The sequence below is a fragment of the Streptomyces sp. NRRL S-118 genome (assembly GCF_000716335.1).
Taxonomy (GTDB): Bacteria; Actinomycetota; Actinomycetes; order Streptomycetales; family Streptomycetaceae; genus Streptomyces.
Window position 1 is genome coordinate 125021 of sequence record NZ_KL591023.1, and the last position, 4549, is coordinate 129569.

The window sequence follows — 4549 nt, forward strand, 5'->3', positions numbered from 1 at the left end:
TCAGCATCGCTGCCAGGGCGTCCCTGTGGCCGCACCTGGCGCCGGTGCTGTCGACCAAGACGATCGACTGGGACCTGATCCGCCAGCAGTACGACCAGATCGTGAAGTACACCACCGCCCTGCGCCTGGGCACCGCCGAGGCCGAGCAGGTCCTGCGGCGCTTCACCCGCGGCGGCCCCAAGCACCGCACCCACCGGGCGATCGAGGAACTGGGCCGCGCGGTACGTACGGCGTTCATCTGCGACTACCTCGCCGACGCGGAGCTGCGGCGCGAGATCAACGACGGGCTCCAGGTCGTGGAGAACTGGAACTCCGCCAACCACGACCTGTTCTACGGCAAGGACGGCGACCTGACCGGCTCCGACAAGGAGTCCCAGGAGGTCTCCATGCTCGCCCTGCACCTGCTCCAGTCGGCGTTGGTGCGCGTCAACACGCTTCTTCTCCAGGACATCCTGAGCGAGGAGAAGTGGCAGAAGCGGCTCACCGACGCCGACCGGCGGGCCCTGTCCCCGCTGTTCTGGACCCACGTGAACCCCTACGGCCGGTTCGAGCTGGACATGAACTCCCACCTCGCCCGCGGCGTCCATGATGCCCGGCCCCGCACCGCGCCCGATACGCGCACTGCCGAACCGGCGGCGGACGGTGCGGCTGGGTCGGCATCCTGAAGACCTGCACCCCGGGCGTCGCTGGGGGGCGGCTGGATCGCAAGCGATCTCGACCCAGCCGCGCACGGTTTCAGGGCGCGCTCGTGCCGTGTCCTACGCGGGTGTGCCGGGTCAGACGGGTAGGTGCACGGCGAGTTGCTCCCACTGCCGTACGGGCGGGGAGTCGGGTGTGGTGGTCACAAGGTGGAGGCTGACGTGGTCGGCTCCGGCGTCGAAGTGCTCTTGGACGCGGTGGGCGATGTCCTCGGGCGCGGCCGTGGGCCACCAGTGCGTCGACCAGCCGGCTGTCGAGCGCGTCCGGGTTCTCGTGTCCAAGTCCACGCAGCAGGTCGTGGCGGTTCGGCAGGGCGGCTGCGGCTGTGGTGCGGGCCAGGTCGGCAGTGTCCGCGTGGTCGTGGCTGAGCACGCAGAGCTGTGTGATGGCCAACAGGCCGTCGTCTCCGAGGACAGTTCTGGCTGCTCGGGTGTACTCGACGGGCATGCCCAGCACTGTTGCGCCCCGGGCGCGTTCGGCGGCGAGGGCGAGCATGCCGGGGTCCAGGGCGGCGAGTACGCGGTTCGGTGAGGCGACCGTGCCGGGTGGCCCGAACGGGGCGTTGTCAAGCACGTCGAGGTAGGTACACATGGTGGCCAGACCTGGGCCGGAACGGTGGCCGCGGACGCCCTGGGCCAGGCTGGCGTGGCTCTCCCACAGGCCGAGCAGGAACCGTCCGGGGTATGCCTCCTCCAGGGTGCGCTGCGCGGCGGCGTCCGTGACCGGGTCGCGGGCGTAGATGTCGGTCATGCCGGAGGCCACGGTGATGTGCCGGGTGGCCGCCAGGAGGATCGCGGCCTGCGCCATGGCCTCCCGTCCGGTGATCTCGGGGAACCACAGAGTGCCGAAGCCGAGGTCCTCGACCGCGGCGGCAGCCTTACGGACCAGTTCTCCCGCTACAGGCTGCTCTCCGACCGTCTCGACGGACAGCCCTCGGTCATGTGCGCAGGAAATACCTTCTCAGCGACCATGCCGCCACCCGTTCTCCCACAGTGCTGCCGACGACGTCCGCGGTCCTCGTGTGGATTCCGGCCCATACGCGCGCGTCGATGACGTCGCGGACGTAGTCCTCGGCGTACTCGTAGTGCCGGGTGGTACCGGTGCTGGCCGAAGGGATGTTGAGGTCGACACGGGAGGTGCCGAACACCCCTACGAGGGTTCGCATCAGGGCTCCCGACCATGTGGCGTGGCCACTGAGATAGTCGGGGTGCGCGGGCGTGGGGAGCAGCGGCTCCCACGCCGGGTCCGCCGTCGTGGCCGGATTGCCGTCGGTGTCCGCCTCGTGGATGGCGGTGATCGGCCGCCACCTGCCGTAGTGGAGCTTGGCGTCCCAGGCGACGATCAGCGCGTCGGTCATGACGGTGTTCGCGGCGGCGTACAGACGGGCCGTGTCGGTGATGTCGAAAGCGTGCCGTGCCGCGTGGTCGCCCAGCGCCTGCTGGATTTCCACCCGTGCCACGAACACCGCCGTCTCCGTCTGCCCGGCACTACGGCGCGAACCAGTTTTCGCACCGTACGCCTTCACCTCCGCCAGGTCCCGCGCGTACTGGGCCGAGGCCAGTTCAGGCGGTGGTCCGGGGCGGAACTGGCTGGGGCTGTCCATGAGGAACGGGCGCAGTCGGCCGATCCACGCCGTCGTGAAGCCCACGTGGCCGGGCGGTGTCGGCCGCCACACCCCGGGCGCCGGCCGGGGTATGAACGGCACGGAGGCCTCCCGCCCGTCGTTCGCGCGCAGCCCCATGACGTGCTCCGCCGCCCGCTTGCCGAACGCCACTCCCGACCGCTCGGCGGGACCGTCCGGGACTGCCGCCAACGACGTCTTCCACGCCTTCTCCAGCGCCGGCCTGGCCTGCGGGAACCCGGTCACGAGCACCTGGTACGCCGCGGTCGCGGCCGCCGCCTCGGCCGACGCCTCCTGCGGAGCCCGCGCCTGCCACCGGTAGGGGACGTAGCGGCCCTCGACGCCGACCACCGCGTTGTACATGGCCAAGGTCACATATGCATGCCACACCGCCTCCTCCGGCGTGGTCAGCTTTTCCTCCGGGTCGACGGTCTCGGACACCCTTTCCGCCCACTCCCGTATCACCGAAGGGTCGTCCTCCGGCCGCGGGACAGCGGTCTGCGCTCGGGCGGGCTGCCCACCCACCACCCCCGCCAGCAGCAACGCCGCCACGACCATCGCTCCGTGTCTGCGCACCGCTTTCCGTACGTGCATCGGGTGACCTCCAGGTGAACTCTCCGACACGCGGACCGTGTCGGCGGGCCGGCAGGACGCGGAGCAGGGCGCGGGCGTAGAACAACCGCCGGCCGACCGGCCCCTTCACACCCTCTGGCTGCCCCACCCGTCCCAGGGTCGCGGCGCGGAGTGTGGAGAGCCAGCCGGAGCGGCCAAGTGGGCTAGCCGTCTTACCGTGCCCTTGATGGCGCAGTTCGGGCTGGGGAGGGGCCGGGCGCACTGAAGCATTGTCACGGCGCGATAGTGCGCCTCCGTGCCAGGGGGCGCACACCGGGCGGAAGAGGAGGAGCAGTCCGGGAGGAAGGGAACGACGGCGGCCCGACAGCGTCGGCAACTCGTGCGCCGCCTCGGTCCGTCCCACCCCGACGAAGTGTCAGTGCGCTGACGGTCCGGGTCCGGTGGCACAGCGCTTGGAGAGGCGCTGTCGCGTTGCGGCTAGGGCCTGTGTGACGTCGTGATCAACCGGTTGCCTTCAGCAGGTCATTGATCCAGATCATCGAGGCGCGGAGGTGGAGGCCGGCGAGGTAGCTTTCGGGCGTCTTGTCGTATCGAGTTGCGATGCCCCGCCAGGCCTTCAGCTTGTTGATCAGGCGCTCGACGGTGTTCCGTTCCTTGTAGAGACCGGCGTCGTGACGTGTGGGCCGGCCGCTCAGGCTGCCTTTCTTCTTCCGGTTGGCGGCCTGGTCCTTCTTCTCCGGGATGACTGCCTTGATGTTGCGTTTGCGCAGGTAAGAGCGGTTGGCGCGGGATGAGTAGGCCTTATCCGCGGCGACAGCGCCGGGCCGGGTCCGGGGACGGCCGACAGGCAGACGGACCCGCACCTTCTGCAGCACGGGGACGAACTGCGGGCTGTCAGCAGCATGTCCTGCGGTCAGAACGAACGACAACGGACGGCACTTGCGGTCCGCGGCGAGATGAACCTTGCTCGTCAGCCCACCACGGGACCTGCCGAGCAGGGCCTCCTTCAGACGGAGCTTGCGCCGTCGCCTGATGCGCCGCCGCTCTTCCCGGCCGGGGTCGTCGCTTCCGTCCTGTCCGTTCTGTTCCGGCGGGCCGCCCCCTTTTACCTGGCCCGTTCCTGGTCGGCGGCGACTTCCTCCAGGGCGTCCATGACCTCCTTGCCCATGCACATCCCGGCGGCGTCGTGGTGAGCGCGGGCGGTGGTGGAGTCCACACTGACCAGGGACAAGTCCGTCTGCCCCTGGCGTGCGGCCTCGGCGATCACGCCTTCCAGCAGTGTGGTGAAGACGCCGGCGTCCCTCCACACCCGGAAACGGCCGTAGACCGTCGGCCACGGGCCGAACTCGCCGGGCATCTCCCGCCACTGGCTGCTGGTGCGGAAGCGCCAGATCACCCCCTCGAACTGCTCCCGCAGCCGCTCGGGGTACGGGCCGTACTCGCCTATCGGCAGAAACAGCGCGATCAACTTCCACTGCTCGTCGGTGAGTTGCCTGCGCGTCACGACCGACTTCCTACCGGATCCGCCTTCCACGCAGATCCGGATCGGCAAGATTGATCACGACGTCACACAGGCCCTAGAGTCTGTCGTCAAAGCGATCTTGGGTTGTGGATCATAGTGTGGTGATCCGTCGCCATGAACTGTCCGATGCCGAG

General features: G+C 69.4%; 3 protein-coding genes and 1 pseudogene. 1 reads left to right on the forward strand and 3 read right to left on the reverse strand.

All coding sequences use genetic code 11. The features are described 5' to 3' along the window. The coding region (locus tag IH00_RS37815; RefSeq protein WP_234334997.1) for a Tn3 family transposase at nucleotides 1–665 on the forward strand (665 nt) is incomplete at its 5' end. A 70-nt stretch (nucleotides 666–735) separates the two neighbouring features. Here the strand turns inward: IH00_RS37815 and IH00_RS44375 are convergent. The 3 genes and pseudogenes from IH00_RS44375 to IH00_RS40700 all read right to left on the reverse strand — a co-directional run bounded on the left by IH00_RS44375 (nucleotide 736) and on the right by IH00_RS40700 (nucleotide 4397). Then, nucleotides 736–1653, reverse strand: coding sequence for an LLM class flavin-dependent oxidoreductase (locus IH00_RS44375; protein ID WP_324615807.1), 918 nt, complete (start codon nucleotides 1651–1653; stop codon nucleotides 736–738). Continuing rightward, the gene (locus IH00_RS0129740) at nucleotides 1637–2914 is read right to left on the reverse strand and encodes a vanadium-dependent haloperoxidase (protein ID WP_234334998.1); all 1278 of its coding nucleotides are present in this window, start codon (nucleotides 2912–2914) and stop codon (nucleotides 1637–1639) included. Before IH00_RS0129740 ends, IH00_RS44375 begins: the two co-directional genes overlap by 17 nt. 479 nt (nucleotides 2915–3393) lie before the next feature. Further along, nucleotides 3394–4397, reverse strand: a pseudogene (locus tag IH00_RS40700) (IS5 family transposase). Between the last annotated feature and the right edge of the window lie 152 nt (nucleotides 4398–4549).

What these genes read in the sequence shown, in the direction of transcription:
- IH00_RS0129740 (WP_234334998.1), bottom strand. Translation starts at nt 2,914, where the DNA reads ATGCACGTACGGAAAGCGGTGCGCAGACACGGAGCGATGGTCGTGGCG.